Here is a 22,860-nt window from a genome sequence, read left to right on the forward strand (position 1 = left end):
GGGCGAACTCACCCTGGACCGCGGCGGGCCGGCGACCGTAACCGCCCGAGCGGCTCGGACCACTGGAACGGCTGGGGGCGGGCGAGCCGAAGCGGCCGCCCCGCTCCGAGCCGGCGCGGGAGCCGAAAGCGGGGCCGCCGGTGCGGCTGCGGGTGCGGGCGGAGCGGTCGTTCGTACGGGTGGGGTTCATTCAGGACCTTCCTTGATACGGCACGTACCAAGGAATTCCCGCAGCAGAAGAGCAGCGCAGGGAACCGCAAGAACGGGCCGAATGGAATACGAAAGCGGAGCTGGCCTGCAGGGAAAATGCAGGTGCGCAGGCGCTGGAATGGGGAGCGTCGTACCGACGCAAAATCCGGAAAATGTATTCGGGTGCAGCGCTTGAGGAGGCTGCGTCCCTCCGTGCTTCGTCCCCCAGGTGAACGCACCGGGGGAAATGCGTGCAGCTGGGGCCCGCACCCCGAGGGATGCGGGCCCCAGCTGCAAGACGCGCGTCGGCGTCAGGCGGGAACGATGTTCTCGGCCGTCGGGCCCTTCTGGCCCTGCGCGATGTCGAAGGTGACCTTCTGGCCCTCGATCAGCTCACGGAAGCCCTGGGCGGCGATGTTCGAGAAGTGGGCGAAGACGTCGTCGCCGCCACCGTCCTGCTCGATGAAGCCGAAACCCTTTGCCGCGTTGAACCACTTGACGGTGCCGACAGTCATGTCATATCTCCTTCGGGGCAGTACACCAGCGTCCGCACTGTGCAGATGCCGTGTCGCCGCGATGATGCCCCGCCCGGAAAATTGCCCGGGAAATATGAAGCGCTTCCCTATGGCCCGGAGACGCTTGAAGTTTTTGGGTACCACAACTGCAACCGAGATCGACAGTAGCATGCTGATGTGGCCTGCGTACGTTGAATATTTCCACCCCGTGCGGTGCGGTCAAAACTCTTCCTGCCAGGTTCATTAAAGCCTCAGACCGCCGGGACAGATATTGATTCACCCCGAGTGCAGCGTTTCGTCAGTATCTCGGCTCCCCGGGAATCGAACCCGCGCTAGAAGCTTGGGAATCTATGGCGCGCAAGGCGCTCGTATGGGGTCTGACCTGTGCAAATGGCCCGCCAAACGGCCTTCTGTGAGGAGCTGCCCGCACCCGTGATGACCGCTGTTCACCACTCGGAAGGGCGCGGATGGGGCACGGGCCGGCTTGCACGGTGGACCGCAGTGTTCTGGTCCTGCCCGCCCGGTGATGTTCAAGGGCAGCATCCCGGTACCTGTCCTGGGGCAGGGCCGTTTCTCAGCGCGCTCCCAGGCCGCCGTCGGAGGCCGACACGACTCCGGACTCGTACGCCGCGATCACCAGCTGGGCGCGGTCGCGGGCGGCCAGTTTGGCCAGGAGACGGCCGATGTGGGTCTTCACCGTGCCCATGCTCAGGTGCAGACGCGCCGTGATCTCGTTGTTCGACAGGCCCCGCGCGATCAGCTCGAGGACCTCGCGCTCCCGCTCCGTCACCCCCGTCAGCGGGACCGGGCCCCGGCCGGGGGCCGGGTCGGGGCGGCGGGTGAAGTCCTCGATCAGGCGGCGGGTCACCGACGGAGCCAGCAGGGAGTCGCCCGTGGCGACGACCCGGATCGCGGCCAGCACCTCCGCCGGCGGGGCGTCCTTGAGGAGGAAGCCCGCCGCACCGGCCCGTAGGGCCGCGTAGACGTACTCATCGAGGTCGAACGTGGTCAGGATCAGTACCCGTACTCCCGCGGTCTCCGGGGAGCCGCAGATCTGTCGGGTCGCCTCGATGCCGTCCATGATGGGCATCCTGACGTCCATCAGGACCACGTCCGGTCGGTGCAGGCGGGCCAGTTCCACGGCTTCGGCCCCGTCGCCCGCCTCTCCGACGGCGGTGAGACCGGGCTCGTTGTCGACGAGGATCCGGAACGAGCCCCGGAGCAACACCCGGTCGTCGACGATGAGTACGCGGGTCGTGACGGTCACTCCTTCCTCCTCGTGCCGTCCTGCGGCAGGCGGGCGGAGACCGCGAAGCCCCCCTCGGGGCGAGGGCCCGCGCTGAACGTCCCGCCGTGCACCATCGCCCGCTCCCGCATGCCGACCAGGCCGTGCCCGCGGGGCAGTCCGCGGTCGCCGCTGGGTCGGTCAGGTCGGCATTCACGGCGATGCCGGGGCTGCCGTCGCGTTCGAAGGAGGCGAGGAGAGATCGGCCCCGTCGACATCCTCGTCAACAACGTCGGCTCCTACCCCCGGGTCCCCTGGCAGCACACCGACGAAGCCGCCTGGAACTACTCCCTCGACGTGAACCTCACCGCCCATTACCGCACTTGCCACGCCCTGACCCCCGGCATGATCGAACGCCGCTGGGGCCGGATCGTGAACATCGGCAGCGTCAACGCCCGCGCCGGCCGCACCAACCTCGTCGCCTACAGCACCGCCAAGGCCGGCCTCCTGGGCCTGACCCGTTCCCTGGCCCGCGAACTCGGCCCGTACGGCATCTGCGTCAACACCGTCCTGCCCGGCGCCATCGAGGTGCAAGCCGAAACCGCCATCCCGGCCCACCACCGGGCCCGCCCGGAAGACCAGATCAACCGTCAGTGCGTCCCGCGACGCGGACGACCCGAAGGCGTGGCAGCCCTGGTGGCGTTCCCCGTCGGCCCGTCCGCATCGTTCATCACTGGGCAATCCGTCCACGTCGACGGCGGCTGGCTGCTGCACTGAGACAGTCAACAAGCAAGGAGACAGAGCGAAATGATCGAACGAGTCCGAGCCGTCCTCGTCACCGCGGACGACACGATGCTGGTCATCCGCCGCACCAAGCCCGGAATCCCCCTGTACTGGGTGCTGCCCGGCGGCGGGGTCGAGGAGAGCGACGAGTCCTGGGAGGCAGCCCTTCACCGGGAGATCCACGAGGAGATCGCGGGGAAGGCCGACATCGTCCGACTCCTGCACACGATGGAGTCCGACACCGAGCGTCAGCTCTTCTACCTCGCCCGCATCACGACGTGGTCCTTCGAGGACCGCACCGGCCCCGAGTTCAGTGCCGACGGACGCGGCGAATACGCCTTGGAGGAGATCCCGCTGACTGTGGAGGGGGTCGACAGCATCGACCTCAAGCCCGAGGAGATCGCTCATGTCCTGCGGGGCGCCATCAGCTCCGGAAGCCTCGGAGACGAGGCAACGCGCTGATCCCTCGACACGTCAACACATCGCTGGGGCCGGCACTGAGATGAGCCGGCCCTGGCGGCATGCCCGTGCGTTGCGCGGCCTGTTCTGTCCCGGGAGGTTGTGGACGGGTGAGCCAGGTCTCGGCTGAGGGATCTTGAAGGGGTGTGACCCAGATGCGCCAGAAACCCGCCTGAACTTGATCTTGGCCTGCTGAGTGCCTGACGCTGTCGGGGATCTTGGCGATGACGGTCGGCCATGCCCTCGACATCTCAGTCTCCAAGATCCCCGACCTCGTCACCCGCGATCAGCTCTGCGTCTCCTCGCGGCGTCCAATAGCGGCCGCATCGGGTACGACGAGCAGCTTGCCGGTGGTACGCCGAGCCTCCAGATCGCTGTGGGCCTGGGCGGCCTCGGACAATGCGTAGCGGCCCGTTACGGTGACCTCAAGCGCCTTGGAGCGCACCCACTCGAACACATCGGCGGCCCGTCGGAGCAGTTCGGACCGATCGGCGATGAAGTCCCCGAGGCTGGGCCGGATCAGGGTCAGCGAACCGCCGTGGGCGAGCCGAATCGGATCAAACGGCGGCACGGCACCACTTGCCGCGCCGAAGAGCACGAGATGGCCGCGGGTTCGCAGGCTGGCGAGGCTCGCATCGAAGGTGTGCGCGCCGACGCCGTCGAAGACAACCGGCAGTCCCTGACCGCCGTTGAGCCGCCTCACCTCGGCTGCGAGATCGTCGACTGCGGAGGAAAGGATGACCTCAGCGGCCCCGGCACGCTTCGCCAGCTCGGCCTTCGCCGTGGTCGACGTCGTGCCGATCACCCTGCCGCCGAGATGGGTGATGAGCTGGGTCAAAAGCAGCCCCATGCCACCAGCAGCCGCATGCACGAGCACCGTGTCGCCCCCCTGAACCGGGTAGGCGTCCTTGACGAGATAGTGCGCGGTCATACCTTGCAGGAGCACGGCGGCGGCGGCCTCGAAGTCGATATCGTCGGGCAGCGGCACCAGCCGGGAGGAGTCCACGACGGCCCGCTCGGCGTACGTGCCGGGAATCTCCACCCAACCGACCCGGTCCCCGACTGCGACGTCAGCGACGCCGGGTCCAACTTCGACGACCGTGCCGGCGCCCTCAGCGCCCGGGGTGAAGGGCAGCGGGAGGCTGTACCGGCCCTCGCGGTGGTAGACGTCGAGGAAGTTGACCCCGGATGCGGCGACCTCCACGATCGCCTCGCCCGGACCCGGCCGCGGCTGGTCCACCTCGGCCTCCTGCAGCACCTCGGGACCGCCCACTTCGTACACCTGAATCGCTCGCATGGCCCTCCAATAACGGCTCATCCCCCACCAACCCCGTTGATGGCGATCCGATTCCCGGCAGGCAAACCACCCGCAAGCCGCGTCCCCAACCTAACGAGGCAATACACCTAGCCCGCGGCTTCCGAGGTCGAGCGGCGACCGCTACTGGACCAGCCGGAGCACCGGCCTCTGTTCCTGGACGCCCAGCAGGTCCCGCACCCTCTTGCTCGTCCAGGCCAGTTCATGAGCCAGCTGGGCGACGGAAAGTCCGGACCTCATGGTCCGCGCGGGACAGTCGTCCGAGCGCGCCCAGCTGATCTATCAGCACTCCACCAAGGCGCACCAGCGCACGCTCGCCGACAACATCGACGCCGACGTCCGCCGCCAGCGCACGCAACCGGACCGGCAGGCGGGCGGAAGCATGGCAGCCACCGTCCACACGCTGGTGCCACGATTTCCGGGTCCCGGTGGGGCCGCTCGGAGGAGGTGACGCCCCAGCGTGCGACGTAGGCGTCCTGTCGCGAGCCGTGGTGGGTCAGCGATCAATCTGACGCCCCGTGAGGGGACTTATGGCACGCGAACGGCACGCGGGCTCTGAGAGGTCTAGACAACGACAAAGCCCCAGGTCGCTGACCTGGGGCTTTGCTATGGAGCGGATGACGGGAATCGAACCCGCGCTATAAGCTTGGGAATCTACTGCCCAGGGCGCGCTCACATGCGCTATGACCTGCACAGATAGGCTCTGCGGGGTGACTTTCTGGACCCCATCTTGAACCGGTTGTGACCGCTCCTGACCGTCCTTAAGGGCACGCTTGGGGCACGTCCCTTGCGTTGAGCCCCCCGTAGGGGTGGGAGTCGCCCGGATCGTCAGTGTGGTGCCGTTGCCGGTAGGTCACCAGCCTAGGGGGGGTTGCACTCGCAAGCGGTCAGGTGGGCGCAAGGGGCGACTTTCATGGTCAGGCCCGGGTTGATCTGCCTGCTGTCGTCGCGAATCGGAAGGACGGGTTCGACGTCAGCGTCTCCCCGGGGGAGACGAAAACCCGTATCCCAGTAGTCGGGTGCGTGGTGTCCGCACCCGAGGCCGCTTTCTCGTCGATGACCATGGCCTGCGGATCGGGCACTCCTGTATCTGACGGACAGACAATTATGGCTAGTGCGAGCTATATTGGGCACTGGAGCGCATCGATGTCGGTGATCTGCGCCAGCCCTTAATGGACCAACCCGGTCCGGGGTGGCCAATGCGGCGGTTCCCCTGAGGAGCCAGCGGTGGTCGGGCGATGGTGATCTGTCAAGGTGGTCGCAACGGCCCAGTGCCCCGCAGTAGCGGGGAGGCGGTACGGCGGCGGCACCGTCCTCTGCACACACGGAGGCGGACCCACTTCGCGTCCCCATCCGTTCAGGGGCTGCGGCGAGAGCCCGCCGTCCCCGGTGCACGAAAGCAGAGGTGCGGTATGTCGCCGCGTCGTCCCAACCGCCCGTCCGGGCCCTTCCCCTACCTCGACGATCCTGAGTACCGGCTCCAGTTCGTCGAGGCTGGCCTGGCCGACCCCCGGTGCAACCTCGACCGCAGCGCCCTGGAGCGCATGGCCATCGATGCCATCAACCTCAAGCCCCTGATCGCGACGAGCGGCAGCAAGAGCACCGGCGTTGTCGTCACCGGCTTCAAGGACTCGGCCGTGCGCACGGTGGACACTGAGCACGGCACCCTCTACGAGCTGAGGGTCAAGCAGCCCGGCCTGGCCAGTGCGATCAACCAGTTCAACATCCGCTTCGCCTTCGACGTGGCCCAGAGCGCCACGGTGCCTACCCCGAGGGTAGTCCCGGTCAAGGCGCCAGGCGGCGGTCAGCAGGCGGCGCTGGAGGTTGAGTTCGAGTCCGAGAAGCCGCTGCTAGAGCACCTGACCTTCATTGAAGGCAGGTTGAGTGCAGCGGAGAAGGCCAGGAAGTACGACCTGAAGGCCGACCTGTCGGTCTCGGGTCAGTCCGAGCGGGCCACCTACCACATCGTGAGCTACCGCGTCGGTGGCGAGGCGTGGTGCACCACCGGGGCCACGGCCGGGTCAAACCGCACCCGGCACCGCCACGACCTGTTCGGACTCCAGCCCGCAGTTGGCCTGCTCGGCCTGCCCCAGCAGGCTCTCGGTGGACCCGCCGGCCAGCGCTGGCGTAACCCGGCCGACTGGCGGGACCGTTACACCGCCCAGCTCAACAAGTTCGCCGACATCGACCCTGAGGACATCGAGATCCCGGAGGACGACCCAGAGAAGGCCAAGGAGGCCCTGGAGGACCGCCGCTGGGCGGAACTGGCGGCCGCCGCGCTGCAGGTCGCGGTCACCGACGCGGCCTTCGTCATCGGCTACGTGCCGGCCGAGGGCACCCGCCCGGACTTCGATGCGGCACTGGCATCGACCAACCTGCGCACCCACCTGCACGGCCCGCTCGATTTCTCCGGCAGTAACCAGGCCATGGCCTCAGGACGGAAGCTGGTCGACCGCGCTTTCGCCGACAATGCGATCACGGAGGTGGAGCACGCGGTCCTCACCGGCGCGACTCCGGCCGCAGAGCTGCACGACGACCCGTGCGAGGCAGCCATCGAGCTCGTCCGACTGGTCGACCGGGTGGTCTTCCCGAGCGACATCCCCAGCCTGCGCAGGACCACGAAGGTCCTGGTCGAGCCGTCACCGTCGCAGCTGACGGCCAAGCACGCGGCGAATAGGGGCGAGATCCGCAGCGCGATGCTCACCGCCGCCGTCGGCGGTGTCGACCTTCCCGCAGCCGCCATGGACACGCCCCACCAGAAGGTGGTGCGCAACGGCATTGTCACCACTGGGCTCTCCGCCGCCGAGCTCTTCGCCGCGGCGAGGGACGCTGTGGCGAGCGACGGCCGAGACGCCGCCCGCACCGAGCTGGCGCACCTGGCGGTTCCCGGTCTGGTCAACGGCAAGGTGCTGCTCGGCTCGTACGGCTCGACCGTTGACCGCCGGGCGGTGTCCACCAAGCTTGCGGCAGCCCGGATTACCGACGACGGGGTCCGGCTGTTCATCGAGGCGATCGCCGCCTTCGCCGAGGTGATGCAGCTCCGCGCCGGCCGTGAGGCTCCGCCCCGGCCGGGGGCGTCGCCTGGCCGTCTCCGCCGAGTGTCCGACGGGGCCGTCGTCACCACCAACGCGGCCAAGCCGGCCGACTCGGAGTGGTTCACCAGCCACTGGCCGGTGGAGAGCGACGACTCGGGCGGCGGGGCGGGCACGTCGTCCGACCTCTCCCTCAGCGAGCAGTGGACGGAGAAGCTCAAGGACACCACCGGTCTGGTAGGTGCCGGGAAGAAGGCCCTGACCCTCCTCGCCAAGCACTTCGAGGCGATGCACTCCCTGGTGGGACCTGGCAGGGAGATGACCGCCGACGAGCGGGAGGGCTGGCAGGACGAACTCGACAAGCTGGATTCCATCGTGGAGAAGGCCGGCAAGCACCTGGGGAAGCTGCGCTACCGGCCGGCCGATGCCGACGCGACGACCGGCGGCATCGACAACTTCGCCTTTGGGACGGGGGAGGGTGAGTGAGCGGCATCCTGCCGGAGGCGCGTACACCGCAGGACCCCACACCGCCGCCGCCAGGCCCGGTCCTCCTGCCGGCGTACGTCCCGCTTCTCGCCCGCGCCCTGGGTGGCTATAGCAGCAGCGACCCGTACTGGTCGCAGGTTGACACCGTCGAGGCGTTCTCCCCGGGCCTCTACATCGTGGTCGACCTGAAGGGTCGCATCGTCTGGCTCGGCATGGCGGCCGGCGACCAGGGCGTGACCGGGCGGATTAGGACGCACCTGGTCGAACCGTGGAAGCGCGCCGTCTTCCACCGGGTCTGGGTCGCTCCCGCCTACGACCAGATCTCCCGTCCCGCCTTGGAGGCGGCCGAAGGCTGGGCCGCCGATGCGTTGGACCTGCGTACCCGGATGCCGCAGCGCACCTGGCCGCCGTCCACCAACTGGCTCACTCTCGTCGGCCGGCAGCAAGTGAGTTGACTTCGTCGGGTGTGGGCCCGGGGCTGCCTCAAGCCCCGGGCCCATGCTCGGTCGACCCGCCGGGTACCAAGGTCGGGCGAAGATCACTGGGCCCGGAAGCCGGCGTCACTCATTACTAGGTGGGCCCAAGGAGTCCCTCATCATGGGTCACGCCGCGGAGATGCTGGCGTTGAACGTCGGCGCTGTCCAGCGGTGGGCCGACGCAGAGCGCTTCAGATTCGTCCTCGGCGTCCTGCATTGCACTGTCGGGTCCCTGCACACGGCCGAGACTGTCAGCTGACCAGTCCACACGTCGAGGTGCCGCGACCGGATCAGTGGGATCGGGCACGGCACTGTGACGTGCTGCGGTTGATGACACTGTCGGATCAGACCGCGTGGAGCGTCAAGGTGCTCCCGTACTCGGACCGGAACTCTCGGAGCTGGAGTCCGACCACGGTGGCTAGTTCCTTGTCCGAGTACCCATGATCCGATCGATGTGTTTCCAGGATGCTGGTCAGGATGCTCGGTTCCTCGCGGTCGGGCTCAGCGGGCTCGTTCCTGCGGTAGCCGTGCTGTGACAGCTGGACCTGCAGACTTTTGTACCGGCTCTCGTCGATGCGGTCCAGGCGCTTTGCGGCCTGGATCACTGCAGCCATGGATGCCTTCCAGTGCTGCTTCAGCTGGATTGCCCGCTGGAGCGTTAGGCCGGAAAGGTGGGGGCCGATGAGAGGGCCTGGCATCAGCAGCTCAGAGGCGAATACGTCCGCTTCCCGCTCGCCGTTGTCGCTCGGTAGTTGGTGCATCACAAGGTGCCCCAGCTCGTGGAAGACGGTGAACCGCTCCCGCGCCGGCGGCATGCCTTCGTTCAGGATGATCAAGGGCAGGCTGTTCGGCGGTCGGACGCTGAGGCCGGAGATCTTGGGGGACTCCAGGTTGCGTCGGACTACGACGATGCCGGCCCTCTCGACTGTCCGGATCACATCGTGCACGGGGCCGTCGGGCAGGTGCCAGCTCGCTCGGATCTTTGCTGCGGCCCGTTCCGGGGTGTGCTCGTCGGCGTCGAGGACGGGGAGCCGGTAGATCGGCTCGATATCCACGCTCGCCTCGAGTCGGCGGAGCTGCATGAGGAGCAGGTTGACCTCGGCTTCGATGCGCTGGAGCGCCGTCTTGCCGAGGCCGGACTGCTTGCGGTGGTAGAAGCCAGACGGACCCAGCCCGACCGGCTCATCCGGCCAGTCGAGCAGCTCTCTGGGATAGCCGAGGGCTTCCGCCACCGCTTGCACACGTTCGGGAGTCAGCGTTCCGACGCCGTTCTCCGCCTTGGACAGGGCTGCCTGCGAGATGCCTGCGAGTCCAGCCAGCTTGGACTGGGACAAGCCACGAGACTCCCGCGCGAGTTGCAGTAGGCGCGGGTTCATGGGGTGGCTACCTCTCTTCTGTACCGGTCTGATCTGCGATTTCGCGCCGCTTGGGCCGCACGATCGTATCCCGCGTGGGGACCGTCGGCATCGGGGTGACAGGCGCCGCAATACCAGTCTCGCCGAGGCCGAGATCCAACTCCAGAACCCAGAGCCGGTCATCGTCGAGACTGCACGCTATGGCCATCCGTTCCAGGCCGAGCCCCTCCTTGTCGGGGAGGTAGCCGGCGACCAGGTGGGTAAGGGCTTCCATGCCGGGCAGCACCTGGTTGGCGTACTCACGCCGCTGCTGCGTGGGTATGCCGCTGGTCCGGTACTTGCGATCCCTGAACTTCTTGAACCGCAGGACGATCTTCTCTTCGAACGTCAGGAGGAGGAATCCTCGGCTGTCCCCGACCTTGACGCCCTCGCAGCCGTCGAATGCGTTGACGGCTTCGTATCGGATGAAGTCGTACACGAGATTGGCTCGTGAACGAGTGCTGATGATGATGCCGAGTTCGCTGTCCTGCTTCAGTAGTCCGAGCCAACGCCGCCATCCGAGTTCGATGCAGCCGCCGATCTTCTGGAGATGCGGCGACAGGACCAACTCGGCCTCTACTGCACTGAGAGGTTCGGTCACAGGGAGATCCTGACGGACTTAACTATCTGCTGTCAATTATTCCGCGAACTATTCACCGAAGGGGTCTGTCTGCTCGTAGGGGGAGGTGAGGCGAGGGATAGGCGGCCAGGCAGGACCAGGGCATGCAGGGCGGAGTCAGGCGGCGCGGCGAGCTGCCCGCTCGCGAAGCTTTTGGGCCTCCGGGACTCCGCTGTACCGGCGCAGGCGAACGCGCATGTCCGGCAGTCGAGGCCGTGGATGTCCAGGGCGAGGTGAAGGTGCTCTTCGGCGGCGTCTAGGTCGTCGAGGCGGGAGAGGACCATGCCCGAGTCGCCGAGGAACTTCACCACACGGCGTACTGCGGCGACCTCGCCATGGCCGACGCGGACGGCGCTGGTAAGGGCGGTCATGGCCGGCTGGTGATGCTGTCCCTGTAGGGCAGGCCGAGTGCGGATGGCGCGTCTCCGCCGGACGCGACGATGAAGTTCCGGCGGACCACATCGTTCCCTCCCAGGTGCATGGCGGTGGCAGGTACGTTGCCCACATGGCTGACTTCTTGATCGTGATCACGACCGTGGACAATCAGGACGCCGCGCGGAAGCTGTCGCGCTCGGCAGTGGAGGCGAATCTGGCCGCTTCCGGGCAGGTGACCGGACCCATCGAGACGACGTACCGGCACCTCGGAGAGGTCTCCGAAGGCACCGAGTTCCAGGTGACCTTCCGTACTGCCGGTGACCGGCGCGAAGCGCTGGAGAAGCACCTGGTGGACAACCATCCTTACGACTCGCCCGAGGTCATCGCCTTCACCATCGACGCCGGCCGAGCTGAGTACCTGGACTGGATCACGCGGGCCACCCGCTAACCCTTGGCCCGTTCCAGCAGCGCTCCGACCGGGGCGAGGGACCGGTGGGGCTCCAGTCGCTTGACCATCAGGCGGGCCCGCACCATCGGCCGGACCGACGCGAGGCCCTCGGAGAGGTCGAACACCCGGGTCGTGATCGCGGTCGCGTGCTCGATCTCGCCGGCGTCCAGGTAGGCCGCCGCGAGCCACGACAGGTAGAGCGCCTTGTCTCGGGACCGGGAGTCGTCGTACCGGCCCAGGGCGTCCTCCAGAGCCGGGATCGCCCGCAGGGGCCGGTGCAGCTCCGACCAGCACCTGCCCGTCATGATTGCGATCTCGTCGCGGTCCACCCAGTACGCCCAGTCGGGGCCCGGCTCGTCGCCGGGCTCGTGGATCGCCTCCTCGGCGAGGCCCAGGGCGTAGTCCGCTTCCCGGGCGTTCCCGGAGGTCGCGTGCTGCCAGGCCAGTCGGTCGGCCAGCAGCGCACGCACGACGGGCGCCGTCCCCGAACCCAGCGCCTCGTACGCTGCCGTGGCGAAGCGGATCCCGGAGTCGCCGCCCACGGTCCATTCCAGGTACGCGAGGAAGGCCAGCGAGTTGCCTTCCAGAGAACTGTCCTCGGCCGTGCGTGATGCGGCCAAGGCGGTCATGTAGTGCCCGCGGGCCTCCTCGTACTGGCCCGCGTCGTATGCCGCCCAGCCGGCGAGTTGGGCCTGTTCGGCGATGATCCCGCGAAGGGCCCTGCCGGTCGCCTCGCTGTAGACCCCCTCGTCGGCCAGCCGGGTCGTGGCCGCCAGCTCGCGGACGTACATCTGGTACGTGTCGCCACCGCCCACGAAGTCGTCGAGGCGCCGGAGCCGGGCGGTGCGCTGGCTCAACTGCCGTGGAACGTCTACTCCGATCCTCCGTCCTGATGAGAGCAGGGAAGAGGGTTGTATGACGGCGATCCCGGCGCCGGCCGAAGCCGTCATGAATCCGCGGCGGTCGAACACTTCGTTCTCCTGGTCGGTCTGGTCCTTCTGCTCCTGTCGGCGCAGGCGCCGGGCGAGAGCGACGGCCCGGCGGAGCTCCTCCTCCGGTACGCCGAACTCCGCGGCCAAAAGCGCCCGTGAAGCCGGGTCCGGGAGCCGCTCGTGGGTCTCCCACCTGGAGACCGCGCCCTGCTCCAGCGGGTACCCCCGCCGTGCGGAGAGATCGGCCGCCAGGCCCTCCTGTGTGCGTCCGCCAGCCATGCGTAGGCGCCGCAGCAGCGGCCCGATCGGCTCCACGCCGTCGCCCTCGTTCGTGGTCATCATCGCCATCCCCCGACCGTCGGCAGAGCCCTGATCCCAGCCTGGCCATAAAACCTGGCCATGTCCCCGGAATGGCCATGCCTTCTGGCCCATCCATCCAAACGCGTACGGCAGTTGACTGGTCACAGCCGCCCGGGAAAGGCGGCCTCCCCCTCGCAGCGGGCCGCAAGTCCGTACCCCATGTCGCACCTGCGGCCCGCTGCGTCCCCCGGAGCGAAGAGCCAGCCCGAGCCCAAGGAGAGAGCCGTGGCCCCTCAGATCCGTCCGCGCCAGCTTCAGACCGTGCCCGGCTGGGTCAGCGAAGGAACGCCGGTCTTCGACCCGCTGGAGAACCGGCGGGGAATCGTCCAGTTCATCGGCGAGTACGAAGACCCGGCCACCCGTGTCTCCTACGCGAACGCAGTCTTCGCCAGGCCCGAGGGCGGAGGTTCGGAGTGGATCGTCAAGGACCCCTCCAGCCTGGAGCGGGGCTGAACCGCAGGGCCCTGCGGGGATGGCGCCAGCAGCTCGCGGTCCTGATCTACATCGCAACCACCTGCGTCCTGGTGGTCACTCTCGCCCTGGCCGGCGATACGGGGCGCTGACCCCGCAGGTACACGCGCAGCACCATCCCCGCCCCCAGATTTCCCGCAGGAACCCCTGCGGGCCACATCAAGGATCAGGAAGGAGTACGGGATGAACGAGAACGCTCCCACCGAGCAGGCCAGCGGCCTGCTGATCGGTGTCCGCCGGATCAACGCGGCGCGGTCGCGCGCCGAAGAGGCTTCGGACAACACCGGTGGCAAGTCGGACATGAACGACACCTGATCGACCGAGGAGACCCACGGTGATTGATTCCGCATCGTGGGCGCAGCGTCTGGGCGGGGACACGTTCCTCGCCCAGACGTGTTTCCGCGCCCACGCAGTGATCCGTTCAGCCGGCGCCGCCGTTCCCACCCTGTTGACCTGGGACGACATCAACGAGATCGTCGCCGCGCACCGGCTGGAGCCGCCCCGCATGCGACTCTCCCGCGCGGGGGAGGCCGTCCCCGCAACGGCGTACTCCGTCCTGCGCACGAACCGGCGCGGGGTGTCCTGGTACCAGCCCCAGCCCGCCGAGTTCCACGCGCGCCTCGCCGAGGGCGCGTCCCTTGTCATCGACGCGATCGACCAGATCCACCCGCCCGTCCGCGAGGCTGCCGCCGGCCTCGAACGGTTCTTCCGGACCCCCGTCCAGGCCAACGCGTACGCCTCCTGGACGTCCGAAGAGGGCTTCGGTACCCACTGGGACGACCACGACGTCGTGGTCCTCCAACTCGAAGGCTCCAAGAGGTGGAAGATCTACGGACCCACCCGGCAGGCCCCCGCCTGGCGCGACGTCGAAGCTCCCGAGGCCCCGACGGGCGAGCCGATCGCGGACATCGTCCTGACGCCCGGCGATCTCCTCTACCTGCCGCGCGGCTGGTGGCACGCGGTGAGCGCCGACCAGGGCACCGCCTCGCTCCACCTCACCTTCGGCCTGGCCACGCAGACCGGTGCCGAGTTCCTCGGATGGCTGTGCGACGACCTCCGGACCAGCGCAACCGTCCGCTCCGACGTCCCTCGCTTCAGCACCTCCGAAGAGCGGGCCGACTACCTGGGCGCCGTACGCAAGAAAGTGCTGGCCGCTCTGGATGACCCGGCGATTCTGGACCGGTGGGAGAGGTCGCTGGACACCACGCACCCAGGTCAGCCACGCCTTTCCCTGCCGCACCTGGCGACGGTTCCGCCCGAGCCCGGGATCACCGTCCAGGTCACCGTGCCCCGCGCCCGGGTGGACCAGGACGCCGAGGCGGTGACCTTCTCCGGCGCCGGGCGCGAATGGACCTTCGCACTGCCCGCCGCACCGCTGCTGCACCGCCTGGCCGACGGGCCCCCGGTCACACTCGGGGAGCTCGCCACCGCATCCGGCCTCACCGTCGCCCAGAGCGCCGAGATCGTTTCGGCCTTGGTCGGTGGACAGGCCGCCGCCGTGATCGAGGCACCCAGGTGACCGCCGCCCTCGGCCTCGGGACGTACCGGGTGCGCGCTGTCGAGGAGCCGGCGCGCACCGCTTGCTCCGACGGTCTGGTGTGGCTGGACACCGCACCCAACTACGCCACTGCCCACCAGACACTCGGCCCGGTCATCGCCGACCACCCCCGCGCCATGATCGCGACGAAGACTGGCTTCTTCACCCAGCAGGAAGGCGAGGCTGCAGTGGCGGCCGGAGTCCTCCCATCCGAGGAAGCCGCCGTCGGCCACAGCCTCCACCCCGGCTTCGCCCGCTGGCAGACCGATCGCTCCCTTGCGACCCTGGGCCGTGCCGACATCGTGTTCGTCCACAACCCCGAGCACGCCCACCAGGACCGTGGGGTGCTGCACGCGCGGCTGCGCGACGTGTTCTGCGAGCTGGAGCAGTACGCCGCCGAAGGCCGCATCGCCGGGTACGGAGTGGCCACCTGGTCCGGCTTTCAGCACGAGGCATTCACCGTCCCCGAACTCCTCGGCCTGGCCAAAGAGGCCGCCGGATCGGGTGAACACCACCTCGGCGCGATCCAGCAGCCGGTCAGCCTCGTCATGGTCCGCCCGATCGCGCTCGCCCTCGGTGGGCGGGGTCCGCTCGTCCAGGCTCGCGCCGCAGGCCTGCTCACCTTCGGCTCCTCACCCCTGCACGGCGGCGAACTCCTCGACTTGGCCACACCCGAACTCGCCGAGTTCATCCGACGAGGCACCGGCACGGCCGCCGCCTGCCTCCTGGCTGCGGCGTCCTGCCCGAGCCTGGACGTGGTACTGCTGTCCGCCAGTACGCCGCAGCACTGGAAGGCCGCCAAAGAGGCCATCGCCTCCCCGCTCGAACCGGACCAGCTCAGGAGGATCACGGATGTACTCGCCCAAGGATGAGACCACCAGGGCCCGCATGGAGGACGCCCTCGCCACCGCGTCCTCACACCTGGCCACCGCTCCGACGGGCCCGCTGTCGTGGGGATGGCTCGGCCGGACGATCGGCTCCCGTACCGAAGGCGGCCACTGGCTCCGCGTCCACTGCGGTGAAGCTGCCAAGACCCCCACCACCCGGAACGAGGGCATCGCGCTCGCCGAGGAACGGGTCTCGGACAAGGTGTCCCGCCCCCACCTCCACGACCTGTACCGATGGGAGGGCGGGGAGCACGTCTTCGAGGCCGAGCTGATCGACTACGTCGCCCAGCCAGTCATCTCCCCGGACACCCCCGACCTCACGGAGGACCCAGGTCTCCCGGACTCCTGGTGGGCGACGCTGCGGGAGAGCCTGGACGCCCTCAGCGCCGCCGAGCCGCCCCGCGAGACCATCCGTCAGTCCTGGGCGGACCGCGTGTTCCCCGAGTTCCTCGGCATCCCCGCGCCGACCATCACCGAACGCATCACCGGCCACGCCGACCTCCAGTGGGCCAACCTCACCCACCACCCCCTCGTCATCCTCGACTGGGAACGCTGGGGCGCCGTCCCCGTCGGCTACGACCCGGCCATGCTCTACGTCAACAGCCTCCGCGTCCCCGCCGTGGCCACACGCATCCGCACCGAGTTCGCCGACGTCCTCGACACCCCCGCCGGCCGGATTGGCGAACAGGTCGCTCTCGCCGAAATGCTCCAGGCCGTCGGCCGGGGTTGGTACAGGGAGCTGGCTCCACTGTTGCGCCGGCGCGCGGAGGAAGTGACGGGCATCCTTCCTCGCTGAGCGTCAACAACCAAGGAGACAGACCAACATGATCGAACGAGTCCGAGCCGTCCTCGTCACCGCGGACGACACGATGCTGGTCATCCGCCGCACCAAGCCCGGAATCCCCGTGTACTGGGTGCTGCCCGGCGGCGGCGTCGAGGAGAGCGACGAGTCCCGGGAGGCCGCCCTTCACCGGGAGATCCACGAAGAGATCGCGGGGAAGGCCGACATCGTCCGCCTCCTGCACACGATGGAGTCCGATGAAGAGCGTCAGCTCTTCTACCTCGCCCACATCGCGACGTGGTCCTTCGAGGACCGCACCGGCCCCGAGTTCAGCGCAGAGGGCCGTGGCGAGTACGCGCTGGAGGAGATCCCGCTGACCGTGGAGGGGCTCGACGGCATCGACCTCAAGCCCGAGGAGATCGCCCGCGTCCTACGGGGCGCCATCGGCGCCGGCACGCTCGGAGCCGGGGTCGCGGCCTAGCCGTACGCCATGCGGACATGCCACCGGGGCCAACGCGGAATCGCGTTGGCCCCGGTGGGTGGTGTTGGTCAGAAGGTGTACGCGGTGAAGCGGCGAGGGGGCTCGGTCATGCGGCCAAGCAGCTGGTCCAGCTGGGCCCTTTCGGCCTCATCCATGAGCTCGACGGCGTTGCCGAGGGTCTTCTTCGTGAGTTGATCCATGAACGGGGCGAGGAACCGCTGGAGGGCTTCCGGGGCTTCCTCCGTCGTCCGCAGGTACTCCATGTAGCGAGTGTGCTGCGCGGCGAACTCTTCGAACTCGTCGCGGGTGGCGTTCAAGGCGGTGGTCTGCTCCTCCTTGGTGAAGGGGCGGCCGTCTATGTGGGACCAGGTTTTGGTGTCGCGCCGGTATTTGAAGTCCGAGTCGCAGAGGAGGGCGACGACGGCGGGTCGGGTTTCGGTTTCAGGCATGCGAGTGTTCCTCGAAAGTGTGCGGGAAGGGCGTTGTTTTAAGTGTCTGGAGATTCCCCGGTTTGGCTGACCGGGGATCGTCGGCTATGTTGCGCCGCGCGCTCCGGTCAGCGGTGACGGCAGCGGCGTGCAGCCTGGGCGGTCGGGCGCCCTGTGCCGAGAGGCCAGGTGGGAGGAGCGGGGTGAGCCTGGGTCCTCGTGCCGCGCTTCGGGCACGATGATTCCGGGTCGGAATTTGGTTTGGGCATACGGGGATTCCTTGCGGGGCGATTGCTGGTGGTGCCTTCAATGCTCCGCAGGATCCGGGAATTCGATAATCCTGGATCGTCGGATATAGGCGGCGCCGCGATGAGTCGGCTCAGCGACGGCGGGCGTTGTCGCTGGCGGCCTTGACGGTCGTCCGTGTGGTGGACGGCGGGGCCTGGACGCTGCCAGTGCGCGCGATGCCGGAGGGCGCGGTGACGGGGTCGGCGGGTAGCTGCGCAAGGTGCCGAAGCCGCCAGACGAGGACTTCGCTGATAGAGGTGGCGCTGCCCAACTCCCTCCGCTGGGCTGCTTCGGCGAGCAGGTCGGCGGGGCTGTGGCCGGCGGCCTGGGCGTTGGCGAGGGTGGCCGCCAGGCCGGGCCAGCCGGGTTCGGCCAGGATCTGTTCCGCCAGGTCGGGGATGGCGTGGCGCAGGGCCGCTGCTTGCCGGTCTTGCAGGGGCCGGGACATGCGTCGACCCCGCTGCTGGAGGAGGGCCATGGGCTGGGCCGCGGCGGCCCCGTAGGCGGCCCGGAGATGGTCGGCTGCCTGGAGGGCGGCGACGGCCTGCTGTGCGTGGTTCTTCTTGGCGTGCCAGGCGGACGCCGCTACGGCGAGGAAGAACGCCATGTCGATCAGCATCGCGGCCGTGGCACCGTCTTCGCCCCGCCCCAGGGCCGGACCGCTGTGCACGAGATCGCGGGCAGCTTGGCGCAGGGCCTGGTCCTGGCCGCGTTCGGCGCGCACGTGGGAGCGGGCCGCCCGCTCGAAGGCCGTGGCCGCTTGCCGCAGCTGGGTGCGGGTATGGGAGGCGGAGGTCTTGGCGAGGGCGTCGAGGACTTCGCCGGCGGCGGCGAGCTGGGCGGCCACGGTCCCGTCGGCACCGTGATCGATGAGGAGCACCGCCTGCCAGACGGCTCCCGTGGCGCGGCGACGAGCGGATGCGGGACGGCTGGCGAGGGCGGGCGTCGGCCGGGTCGGTGCACCGGTCCAGCGTTCGCGGAGGCGGGTCAGGGAGAGGTCGGGCGCGAGCTTGGACCCCGAGTAGTGGACGGGCGCCCCGCCCTTGTTGTGGTCCTCGGGCAGGGCGACGGTGTAGCCGAGGGTGTCACCGGAGGGGGCGATCCGGCGCTTGACGAGGAGGCCGGCGGAGGCGAGGCGGTCGAAGAACTCCGCCTCCGAGCCGGTACCCGCGGCGGCGCGTCGGACGGTCTCGCGCAGTTCCTCGCGGGCGGTACGGTCCCGGCCCTGTCGCTGGGCTTTGTGGCGTTCGGCGCTGGTGGGGCGCTTGGCCGCGGTCCCGTCCCCGGGCGCCACACGATAGAGGTCGTAGTCGGCCTCGATGCGACGGCATTCTGCCTGGGCACGTTTGCCGGAGCGGTGGTGGTCGGGCTTGCGGCCGTCTTCGCGTACGAGGGTGGCGATGAGGTGGATGTGGTCGTCGGCATGGCGGACGGCCGCCCAGCGGCAGCCCGCACCGTCGCCGGGGTCGATGCCGGTGGCGGCGATGACGCGGCGGGCGATGTCCGCCCACTCGTCGTCGCTGAGCGTGCGGTCGCCGGGGGCGGCACGGACCGAGGCGTGCCAGACGTGCTTGTCCGGTCGGGTGTCCTCGGAGAGGAGGTGGAGGGGTTCGTCGAGGAGCTGCTGGAGATCCTCTTCGGTGGCGCCGAGGTCACGGCCGGGGTCGGGGGCGAGGCCGTCGAAGGAGGCGACCAGGTGGGGGTCGACGTGCTCTTCGCTCCGGCCGGCGCCGAAGAGGTAGGCGATCAGACCGGCGGTGCGGGCGCCCTGTTTGTGGATGGAGGGGATCAAGCGGTCTGGGTTCCTTCGGGGTCGGTCATGCGGGCGGTGACGCGGTGGATGTTCTCGGCGGCGCGGCGGACGGCGGCGATGGTGTCGTCGAGTCCTTCGGGGGCGATGCCCAGGTGCAGGGCCTTGGCCGCCTGGTTGAGGTTGTTGTTGGCGAAGCCGAGTTGGCGGCGCAGGGTGAACAGGGTGATGAGGACGTCCTGCTCGGTGGCGATGACGGCAGCGGTGCGGTTCAGGTCGCGGGCCGCAGCGAGTGCGCTGTGCGCGACGAAGCCGGCCTCGCTCATGTCGACGGCATCGGCGCCGGTGGAGACGAGTGCGCGCTCGGCTTCGCTGAGACGGACGCTGAGTGCGGGGCGCCGCTGCTTGGCGCGGGCACGGGGCTTGCCCCGGCGCTTCGCAGGCTGCGGTCCGCCCTCGGCCGCAGCCTTTCCGTCCCGTGCCCCCTGGCGCGGGACGGAGCCCGCCACCCCCGGGGCGGGATCCGGTTCGGACGCGCCCCCGACGGGGGAGTGTCCGAACCTCCAACTTGCTGCGCCTGAAGCTGCGATGGTCTCCTCCGGATTGTGGGGCGAAGGGTCCTGCTGGTCATGCATGTGGTGCTCCTGTGTGGGGTGAGTCGGTGCGGGGTGGGGTATCGCGAATACGGCTGATCAGGACGTGGTCTCGCTGGTCCCGTCGAGTTCGGCCTGCAGAATGCGCTGGGCGTCCTGCGCTCGGACCCGGCTGATGGAGAAGCCCTTGGTCCGGACGGCCGCCTCGATGTGGCGGCGGGAGGCTCGGCCCTTCGGCCCCAGCTTGGCCGTGCGGCCGATGTCGAGAACCTCCTCCATCGCCGCTTTGGGTAGCGGACCGCCGGCCTGCTTGGCCGACTTCGTGGGTGAGGTCACCTCCTTGCTGCCGCCCACCACTTCGTCCGTGGGCGCCGTGCTCATTGCTGGGCGGTGGGCGGGGCGGTTCCGAGTGGGTGCGGTGACGAGCGCCTCGGGCGCTGGTGTGGCGCTTCGATCAGGCTGGGCGTGGTTGTGGCTGGCCACAGTCTTCGGATCTACCGAATGAGGCTCCTCGGCCTTTGCCACCGTGGCGTTCGGCTCAGGGGCGGGCGTGGCGACGAGGCGGTGGATCTGCCGCATGAGCACGCCGAAGGCGAGTAGGGCAGCCGTCGGCGGGACGGCGGCGACCACGTAGTCGAGGACGGGGACCGGGGCGTCCCCGGTGCCGCTGACCCCGGCCACGTTGAGCACGATGGAGCCGACCGAGCCGGTGGCGGTCAGCGTGATGGCCCACCCGTCGGGCTCCCGGCGAAGACCGGCGTGCAGCATCAGGAGTTCGCCGATGACGACGAAGGCGTCCAGGGTCGCCGGCCATGCCCACTGCCGGATGGGGGAGGCGGCCAGGCCGTGGGCTCCGGCGACCTCGGCCAGGTGCGCGTACGAGAGCCAGAACCCGGCGGCGGTCAGGGCGATGATCACGGCGCCGGCCGCGGCGAGGACGTAGCGCCCGACCGCCTCCGTAGGGGCGGTCCGGGGTGTGGGGCTGGTGCTCAGAAGGGTGCTCCAAGTGGGTTTTGTGGAGGCGATCACGGCGTTCACGGAGGGGGCGTACACGCGAGCCCCCTTCTAAAGGGGGGCTCGCGCGTGAACGCTCTGGCACGTGTACGGCGTGTACGGGTGCGTGATCGTCTGAACTGCGGTTTTGTGTGAAGCGTGTACGTCGGCGAGACCGTGTGGACGGGGGCGTGCCCCAAGGGCGCGTGTACGCCCCCGTGCACGGTTCGCGGACCCCGGAGGTAGCGCTACGAGACGGCGCTGATGTGCCTGGCCGAGGCGCGGTAGCGGGCCTGCTGGCCGCCTCCGCTGCCGCCTGCGGCGCCCTCGGCCTTGACCGCGAGTCCGGTCTTCACCATGCGGTCCAGCGTGCGTCGGGCCTTCTCGGTGGCGGCGCGGTCGGGGATGTTCTCGCCGCTCTCGATGCGGGCGAGTTCGCGGACGGTCAGTCCGTCGGGGCGCCCCCGGAGGATCTCGACGGGATCCAGCGCGGGATCGACCATGCTGATGCCGCGCTCGTGGTCGTGGATGACCTGGAGCGGGCCGATCTCTCCCGTGGGCGTCTTGAGGTGGTGGAGCGTGACGGCGAGGTCGCCGGCCTCTCCGCCCACGTACAGGACGCTGCCCGCGCCGGAGACGATGTGCGTGGAGCCGTAGACCCGGTCCAGCGTGGGCTTCTGGGCGCGCGGTGTGCCCTCGCCGGCCTTGCGCTGGTGGTGCAGCTCGATGACCTCGACTCCGTCGCGCATGGCTCGCTGGCGGGCGTTGTTGTAGGCGACGCCGAGGGCGTCGTCGACCAGGGTGCTCACCGCGTCCTTCAGGCTGTCGATCACGATCGTGTCGGCCCCGTGGGCCTTGGCGAGGTCGAGCAGGAGGTCGGGCTCCTTGTCGAGCGTCGCGGGCAGCGGGCCCTGCCAGACGGCCAGTCCGTCGCGCAGCCTCGCCTGGTGCTCGGGCTGGATCCGGCGGGCCAGGGCGCGGGCGATCTGCTTGTACCTGTCCAGGGCCAGGTACAGCACCCGCTTGCCCGGTGCGACGGGCATGCCCAGGACGCTGTTGGCCAGGCCCAGACGGGCGAAGACCACCTGGTGCGCGAGGGTCGTCTTGCCGACGCCGGGAGCGCCGACGAGCATCAGACTCACCCCGGAGGCCCAGGCGGTCTGCTCGCGGGTGCCCCACAACGGGTCGGTGTCGGCACCGGATTCGGTGACGAAGCTCCACCCGTCGGTGATGAACCGGGACAGCCGCCCCTGCCCCGACGCCAGGGCGCGCTCGCCCTCGGCGCGTACCTCGGCCGCGACCTCGCTGCGGATCGCATCGGGGTCGGCACCCGGCTCCATGGCCCGCTGCACGGTGCGCATGCCGGAAGCGCGCAGGCGCCGCAGGTCAGCCTTCCTCCGCACGATCCCGGCATAGTGGACCGCCCCGCTGACTGAGGGAGTGGCGTCGGCGAGCCGGTGGATGTAGGCCACGCCGCCGACGCGGTCCAGGTCGCCCTGCTCGCCCAGCCGGTCGCTGAGCACGATCGGGTCGGTCGGCTTGTCCTCGCTGCGCAGGGCCAGGATCGCCCGCCACACGGTCTCGTGCGCGGGGCGGTAGAAGTCCGGCCCCTCAAGGAGGTTGCGGACCGCGTCGACGATGTCGGCGCTGAACATGCAGGAGCCCAGGACGGCGGCCTCCGCGTCCGCGTCGTACGGCGGCACGGCGGTCATGTCGGTCACGGCGAGGTGTGGCGGGTTCGGCAGGGGGTCGTCCATACTGGACAAGAAGCTCCTCTACGTGCGGGCCACATGGGACGGCAATCCCGGCCTCGCAGGTCAGTCGTTCAGGGATGGGCGGCGTGAGGTTTGCGCTTTGGGCCCCTCGGTGTTGGACCACCGGGGGGCTTTTTGCATGTCTGGGTAAGGGTCGCGGACTCCAGGGGATCGCTGCGGTCTTCTGGGGGGTGATCGAACCGTACCACACATTATGCGGTTGGCAGAGATCTATGCGAACCGCAGAAGATGATGTATGGTTTTGGCATGCCGCAAAACCGTGGCCGAC

At 69.1% G+C, this 22,860-nt stretch carries 23 protein-coding genes and 2 pseudogenes; 12 read left to right on the forward strand and 13 right to left on the reverse strand.

All coding sequences use genetic code 11. The features are described from left to right. The 4 genes and pseudogenes from ACGFZK_RS16785 to ACGFZK_RS16800 form a co-directional block, all read right to left on the reverse strand. Positions 1–190: pseudogene (locus ACGFZK_RS16785) on the reverse strand (ATP-dependent helicase); the annotation flags it as partial. 310 nt (positions 191–500) lie between these two features. Then, positions 501–704 (reverse strand): cold-shock protein, encoded by a 204-nt coding sequence (locus ACGFZK_RS16790; RefSeq protein ID WP_386531996.1) that lies wholly within the window; start codon positions 702–704, stop codon positions 501–503. A gap of 574 nt (positions 705–1,278) precedes the next feature. After that, entirely contained in the window at positions 1,279–1,971 is a 693-nt protein-coding gene (locus tag ACGFZK_RS16795) for a response regulator (protein WP_393849621.1), read from the reverse strand. Next, positions 1,968–2,105, reverse strand: a pseudogene (locus tag ACGFZK_RS16800) (sensor histidine kinase); the annotation flags it as partial. The gene ACGFZK_RS16795 and the pseudogene ACGFZK_RS16800, both read right to left, overlap by 4 nt. Between ACGFZK_RS16800 and ACGFZK_RS16805 the strand changes: the two are divergent. Both ACGFZK_RS16805 and ACGFZK_RS16810 read left to right on the forward strand, forming a co-directional pair. Continuing rightward, positions 2,080–2,706 (forward strand): SDR family NAD(P)-dependent oxidoreductase, encoded by a 627-nt coding sequence (locus ACGFZK_RS16805; RefSeq protein ID WP_393849622.1) that lies wholly within the window; start codon positions 2,080–2,082, stop codon positions 2,704–2,706. The pseudogene ACGFZK_RS16800 and the gene ACGFZK_RS16805 overlap by 26 nt on opposite strands. Positions 2,707–2,736: 30 nt before the next feature. Then, the gene (locus ACGFZK_RS16810) at positions 2,737–3,174 is read left to right on the forward strand and encodes an NUDIX domain-containing protein (protein ID WP_393849623.1); all 438 of its coding nucleotides are present in this window, start codon (positions 2,737–2,739) and stop codon (positions 3,172–3,174) included. Between the two features lie 283 nt (positions 3,175–3,457). On the opposite strand, the gene ACGFZK_RS16815 is transcribed toward ACGFZK_RS16810, so the two are convergent. Continuing rightward, complete coding sequence (locus ACGFZK_RS16815; RefSeq protein WP_393849624.1) at positions 3,458–4,468, reverse strand: quinone oxidoreductase family protein; 1,011 nt, start codon at positions 4,466–4,468, stop codon at positions 3,458–3,460. Between the two features lie 256 nt (positions 4,469–4,724). Here ACGFZK_RS16815 and ACGFZK_RS16820 point away from each other — a divergent pair, with 256 nt between their 5' ends. From ACGFZK_RS16820 to ACGFZK_RS16830, 3 genes are all read left to right on the forward strand, one after another. Further along, positions 4,725–4,937, forward strand: coding sequence for a hypothetical protein (locus ACGFZK_RS16820; RefSeq protein ID WP_393849625.1), 213 nt, complete (start codon positions 4,725–4,727; stop codon positions 4,935–4,937). Between the two features lie 961 nt (positions 4,938–5,898). Beyond that, on the forward strand, positions 5,899–8,004 hold the full coding sequence (locus tag ACGFZK_RS16825; protein WP_393849626.1) for a hypothetical protein: 2,106 nt from the start codon (positions 5,899–5,901) through the stop codon (positions 8,002–8,004). Then, a complete protein-coding gene (locus tag ACGFZK_RS16830; RefSeq protein WP_393849627.1) occupies positions 8,001–8,459 on the forward strand; it encodes a hypothetical protein in 459 nt (152 codons plus the stop codon). The genes ACGFZK_RS16825 and ACGFZK_RS16830 overlap by 4 nt, the downstream gene beginning before the upstream one ends. Positions 8,460–8,824: 365 nt before the next feature. On the opposite strand, the gene ACGFZK_RS16835 is transcribed toward ACGFZK_RS16830, so the two are convergent. Together ACGFZK_RS16835 and ACGFZK_RS16840 are read right to left on the reverse strand one after the other, a co-directional pair. Continuing rightward, a complete protein-coding gene (locus ACGFZK_RS16835) occupies positions 8,825–9,856 on the reverse strand; it encodes a helix-turn-helix domain-containing protein (RefSeq protein ID WP_393849628.1) in 1,032 nt (343 codons plus the stop codon). A gap of 7 nt (positions 9,857–9,863) precedes the next feature. Then, the gene (locus ACGFZK_RS16840) at positions 9,864–10,475 is read right to left on the reverse strand and encodes a hypothetical protein (RefSeq protein WP_393849629.1); all 612 of its coding nucleotides are present in this window, start codon (positions 10,473–10,475) and stop codon (positions 9,864–9,866) included. 523 nt (positions 10,476–10,998) lie between these two features. On the opposite strand from ACGFZK_RS16840, the gene cutA reads away from it, so the two are divergent. Then, positions 10,999–11,316 (forward strand): divalent-cation tolerance protein CutA, encoded by a 318-nt coding sequence (gene cutA / locus ACGFZK_RS16845; RefSeq protein WP_390796354.1) that lies wholly within the window; start codon positions 10,999–11,001, stop codon positions 11,314–11,316. On the opposite strand, the gene ACGFZK_RS16850 is transcribed toward cutA, so the two are convergent. After that, a complete protein-coding gene (locus ACGFZK_RS16850) occupies positions 11,313–12,596 on the reverse strand; it encodes a helix-turn-helix domain-containing protein (protein WP_393849630.1) in 1,284 nt (427 codons plus the stop codon). The two genes, cutA and ACGFZK_RS16850, sit on opposite strands and share 4 nt — an antisense overlap. A 237-nt stretch (positions 12,597–12,833) precedes the next feature. On the opposite strand from ACGFZK_RS16850, the gene ACGFZK_RS16855 reads away from it, so the two are divergent. From ACGFZK_RS16855 to ACGFZK_RS16880, 6 genes are all read left to right on the forward strand, one after another. Continuing rightward, on the forward strand, positions 12,834–13,061 hold the full coding sequence (locus ACGFZK_RS16855) for a hypothetical protein (protein ID WP_393849631.1): 228 nt from the start codon (positions 12,834–12,836) through the stop codon (positions 13,059–13,061). 201 nt (positions 13,062–13,262) lie between these two features. Continuing rightward, on the forward strand, positions 13,263–13,394 hold the full coding sequence (locus ACGFZK_RS16860; protein WP_258054030.1) for a hypothetical protein: 132 nt from the start codon (positions 13,263–13,265) through the stop codon (positions 13,392–13,394). Positions 13,395–13,413: 19 nt separating this feature from the next. Beyond that, positions 13,414–14,598 (forward strand): cupin domain-containing protein, encoded by a 1,185-nt coding sequence (locus tag ACGFZK_RS16865; RefSeq protein WP_393849632.1) that lies wholly within the window; start codon positions 13,414–13,416, stop codon positions 14,596–14,598. After that, positions 14,595–15,488: an aldo/keto reductase gene (locus ACGFZK_RS16870; protein ID WP_393849633.1), complete on the forward strand. Its 894-nt coding sequence runs from the start codon at positions 14,595–14,597 to the stop codon at positions 15,486–15,488. Before ACGFZK_RS16865 ends, ACGFZK_RS16870 begins: the two co-directional genes overlap by 4 nt. Beyond that, positions 15,469–16,299, forward strand: coding sequence for a hypothetical protein (locus ACGFZK_RS16875; protein WP_393849634.1), 831 nt, complete (start codon positions 15,469–15,471; stop codon positions 16,297–16,299). The genes ACGFZK_RS16870 and ACGFZK_RS16875 overlap by 20 nt, the downstream gene beginning before the upstream one ends. Before the next feature lie 28 nt (positions 16,300–16,327). Further along, positions 16,328–16,765 carry an NUDIX domain-containing protein gene (locus ACGFZK_RS16880; RefSeq protein WP_393849635.1) on the forward strand — a complete coding sequence of 146 codons (438 nt, stop codon included), beginning with the start codon at positions 16,328–16,330 and terminating at the stop codon, positions 16,763–16,765. 68 nt (positions 16,766–16,833) lie between these two features. On the opposite strand, the gene ACGFZK_RS16885 is transcribed toward ACGFZK_RS16880, so the two are convergent. From ACGFZK_RS16885 to ACGFZK_RS16905, 5 genes are all read right to left on the reverse strand, one after another. Continuing rightward, entirely contained in the window at positions 16,834–17,214 is a 381-nt protein-coding gene (locus tag ACGFZK_RS16885) for a hypothetical protein (RefSeq protein WP_393849636.1), read from the reverse strand. A 358-nt stretch (positions 17,215–17,572) separates the two neighbouring features. After that, positions 17,573–19,273 carry a relaxase/mobilization nuclease domain-containing protein gene (locus tag ACGFZK_RS16890; RefSeq protein ID WP_393849637.1) on the reverse strand — a complete coding sequence of 567 codons (1,701 nt, stop codon included), beginning with the start codon at positions 19,271–19,273 and terminating at the stop codon, positions 17,573–17,575. Beyond that, positions 19,270–19,866, reverse strand: a complete 597-nt coding sequence (locus ACGFZK_RS16895; protein WP_393849638.1) for a plasmid mobilization relaxosome protein MobC — start codon at positions 19,864–19,866, stop codon at positions 19,270–19,272. Before ACGFZK_RS16895 ends, ACGFZK_RS16890 begins: the two co-directional genes overlap by 4 nt. A 57-nt stretch (positions 19,867–19,923) precedes the next feature. Next, positions 19,924–20,877 carry a DUF2637 domain-containing protein gene (locus ACGFZK_RS16900; protein WP_393849639.1) on the reverse strand — a complete coding sequence of 318 codons (954 nt, stop codon included), beginning with the start codon at positions 20,875–20,877 and terminating at the stop codon, positions 19,924–19,926. A 188-nt stretch (positions 20,878–21,065) separates the two neighbouring features. Then, positions 21,066–22,574, reverse strand: a complete 1,509-nt coding sequence (locus ACGFZK_RS16905; protein ID WP_393849835.1) for a DnaB-like helicase N-terminal domain-containing protein — start codon at positions 22,572–22,574, stop codon at positions 21,066–21,068. Positions 22,575–22,860: the final 286 nt, after the last annotated feature.

Source organism: Streptomyces sp. NPDC048257 (genome assembly GCF_043201855.1).
Lineage (GTDB): Bacteria > Actinomycetota > Actinomycetes > Streptomycetales > Streptomycetaceae > Streptomyces.